The organism is Methylomonas defluvii (genome assembly GCF_033949435.1).
In the GTDB taxonomy this organism is placed as follows: Bacteria; Pseudomonadota; Gammaproteobacteria; order Methylococcales; family Methylomonadaceae; genus Methylomonas; species Methylomonas defluvii.
The window spans coordinates 1-1,471 of the sequence record NZ_JAXARY010000060.1; the positions used below are offsets into that span (position 1 = coordinate 1).

Consider the following 1,471-nt stretch of genomic DNA (forward strand, 5'->3'; position numbering starts at 1 on the left):
CTCATCGTTATACACATCTCATCGCGACATCCTGTTGAGCATCGAGGGCGATGACAAAATCGCGCAAGCGCTGTAAGCCGATCCACATGGCCTTGGCACCCGGTGGACCATCGTGTTTGCGGGCAAAATAACCGCCTAAGCTTGCAATCAGTCGGATTACCTCACCGAGGCGCGGTGGCGTGAGCGGTGGTGGACAGCGCTTGACGACGATATAAGCCGCTCGCCACTCCTGCGGATCGAAAATAATCTCGCAATCCATGTCCGGCGCTGCGCGCGCGAGCATCAGGCTGAATAACACCCGCCAGGCAATAACCATATAGAGCGCCAAACAAGGTAGTAGCCGTTCTTCCGATTCCAGATGTAGCCGCTTGATCTGGCAACCGCTCTTCAACACATGGAAGTACACTTCGATACACCAGCGCACGCCATACCACGCCACCACCGTAGTCGCTTGCTCGAAACTCGCCACAGGCAAACTGGTCAGCAGGAGCCATTCCAAGGTTTCCTTGCCGGCTGGCGGCGTCTCTTCGCGCGCCAGCACCGCGTTGATGTTCAATGCCGGCAGTCGATACCCAATACGCGCTGGCGGCTTGAGGGGCACCGTGGCGGCACGTACCGTGATATGCGCCAGTCGCGCTGCACGGTTCGGCCGCGACTTGACATTAACCTCGGTATAACCCATGACCGGCGCTTGATCCAGGGCCGACCATAGCCATTTCGCCGCATTTTCCGGCTCGACCAGAAGGTCTCGGTTCTGCGTCGCCCGAACAATCCATTCAGCGCGAGCAGTCGGCGCATAGTCTTGGTATTCGACAAACCATTCGTAAATGTCGCCCTCCCGGTCGGCGAGATTGACCAATAAACTGTCCGGCATTTGCGCCTGTAAGGCACAGCTATCCTGATAGCTTTCGAGCCAGTGCCGACTTTCTTTTTCGTCCACGCCTTTGTGGCGCCGCGCTTGTCGCGGGCTGGCGCCGTCACGCGCCCAATACGCTGCCTTGACGACACCCAAGCAAATCCGCGACGGCGTAAAGGCGATGGTCGGATGTAGTCGGCGCGCATGTTTCGCCATCTCTTTCAAAGTGCCGAGACCTTTTGGCCCCAAACAAATGTTTTCGTCGTACTCCGTCGTGTCCTGCGCCAGCAGTACGACCGGGCTGCTCTTCATCCGTTCGACCGTGGCATCTCGATGCGGCGCCAGTATCTTTTTGAAAGTCGCCTTATCATTGTCGAAAAACCGGTAAGCGCCCATCGTCTCCTTCCAGCCGCCACAGGCCGCCGGGATGCTGAGCTGCGGATGTTCGCCTAATCGCTCCAGTAACAATGCCAATCGTTTATTCAGGCGCCGATCTTCCAAATCAGCGGTTTGTACTTCTTCTTCGGCCCAATTGCTCATCGCTGTTCTCCATCATCTATATGCCTCATGCCTCCTGGTAGTTTAGTCGTTGGGAGACTTGTGTATAACGATGAG

1 protein-coding gene is annotated in these 1,471 nt (G+C 56.8%); it reads right to left on the minus strand.

The genetic code is table 11. The annotated features are described in order from the left end of the window. Nucleotides 1–7 precede the first annotated feature (7 nt). Nucleotides 8–1,396: an IS4 family transposase gene (locus QLH52_RS24510; RefSeq protein ID WP_319963284.1), complete on the minus strand. Its 1,389-nt coding sequence runs from the start codon at nucleotides 1,394–1,396 to the stop codon at nucleotides 8–10. Nucleotides 1,397–1,471: the final 75 nt, after the last annotated feature.